Below are 1,533 nucleotides of genomic sequence, written 5' to 3'. Positions count from 1 at the left end.
CCGGACGCCTCTCGGCTGTCAGTCTTTCTGACTCCGCCCGCCGCCAGGCGGCGATCTTCTTGTGATTGCCGGAAATCAGGACCTCGGGAATGTCACGGCCTTCGAACTCCTGCGGCCGCGTATAGTGCGGATGTTCGAGCAGGCCGTTTTCAAAACTCTCTTCCTCGCCCGACATCGCGTTGCCCATGACCCCGGGCAGCAGCCGCACCGCCGCGTCGAGCAGCACAAGGGCGGCCGGCTCACCACCCGAGAGAATGAAATCGCCGATCGAGACTTCCTCCAATCCCCGCGCGTCGATCACCCGCTGGTCGACGCCTTCGAAGCGGCCGCACAGGATGACGGCGCCCGGCCCAGCGGCCAGCTCGCGCACACGCGCCTGGGTCAGCGGCTTGCCGCGCGGGCTCATCAGCAGCCGGGGCCGCGCATCGCCTTCCGGCGAAGCATGGTCGATGGCTTTCGCCAGCACGTCGGCGCGCATCACCATGCCGGCGCCGCCGCCGGCGGGCGTGTCGTCGACGGTGCGATGGCGGTCGGTGGCGAAGTCGCGGATCTGGATCGTCTCCAGCGACCACGTCCCGGCCTCGAGCGCCCGGCCGGCCAACGACAGGCCGAGCGCGCCGGGAAACATCTCGGGGTAAAGCGTCAGCACCGAAGCGGAAAAACTCACCGGTTGCCCCCGGCATCGCTCGGTCCGCGCGGCCTGCCCTTCGGATCGAAGTCTTCCTCACGCGGACCACCGCCATCCTCGTCATCGACCAGCCCGGCTGCCGCCGGATCGACACGAACAAAACCCTCGGCGATCGACACTTGCGGTACGGCAGCCTGTGTGAACGGGATCAGCACGCCCTTGCGCCCGCCCAGCGTCACGTCGAGAATGTCGCCGCCGCCGAAATTGTGCACCGCGACCACCTTGCCAAGCACGGCACCCGTGTCGTCGCGGACTTCGAGGCCGACGAGGTCGGCATGGTAGAATTCGTCTTCCTCGCCATCGTCCGGCAGCATCGAACGGTCGACGAACAGCTCCGTGCCGGCCAGCGCCTCGGCCGCATTGCGGTCGGCAATGCCCTTGAAACGGACCACGACGACGGTGTTGGCGGGCCTGATGTCGACGATCTGGAAGGCGCGCCCGTCCCTGGCGTAGAGCGGCCCGTAGTCGGCCAGCGCCAGCGGCTCGCCGGTGAAGGTCTTCACCCGCAATTCGCCCTTGATGCCATGGGCGGCGCCGATCACGGCCATCTGGACAGGATTCTGGAGCTTGCTCATGGCGAAATATCCTTTGGCCTGCTCTAGCCCCACGCGGCTGTCATTTCAATGACGGGCTATTCACCGCTTCCTAACCCGAATATCCGAAAATGCCGCCATGCAGGAATTCCTCATCCCGGCCAAACCCGATCTCCAGGCGGCGCGCGAAAGCTGGCTGAAGATGCTGGCGCGAGAACGTCGGCTGTCGCCCGAGACGGTGGAAGCCTATGAGCGCGACACGCGTCAGTTCCTGCATTTCCTCACCGGCCATTGCGGCGGCTCGCCCGGCAT

General features: G+C 66.5%; 3 protein-coding genes. 1 reads left to right on the top strand and 2 read right to left on the bottom strand.

Annotated elements, in window-relative coordinates:
* Together trmD and rimM are read right to left on the bottom strand one after the other, a co-directional pair.
* On the bottom strand, positions 1 to 667 hold a 667-nt coding region (gene trmD, locus EN969_RS30555; RefSeq protein WP_127419707.1), incomplete at its 3' end, for a tRNA (guanosine(37)-N1)-methyltransferase TrmD.
* Positions 664 to 1,263, bottom strand: a complete 600-nt coding sequence (rimM, locus tag EN969_RS30550) for a ribosome maturation factor RimM (RefSeq protein WP_013528858.1) — start codon at positions 1,261 to 1,263, stop codon at positions 664 to 666. The genes trmD and rimM, both read right to left, overlap by 4 nt.
* A gap of 97 nt (positions 1,264 to 1,360) precedes the next feature.
* On the opposite strand from rimM, the gene EN969_RS30545 reads away from it, so the two are divergent.
* On the top strand, positions 1,361 to 1,533 hold a 173-nt coding region (locus tag EN969_RS30545; protein ID WP_164758642.1), incomplete at its 3' end, for a site-specific integrase.

Source organism: Mesorhizobium sp. M7A.F.Ca.CA.003.01.2.1 (assembly GCF_003998945.1).
GTDB classification, from domain to species: domain Bacteria; phylum Pseudomonadota; class Alphaproteobacteria; order Rhizobiales; family Rhizobiaceae; genus Mesorhizobium; species Mesorhizobium ciceri.
Note: the sequence above shows the minus strand (reverse complement) of the source record. Positions and strands in the feature narration are given on the sequence as shown.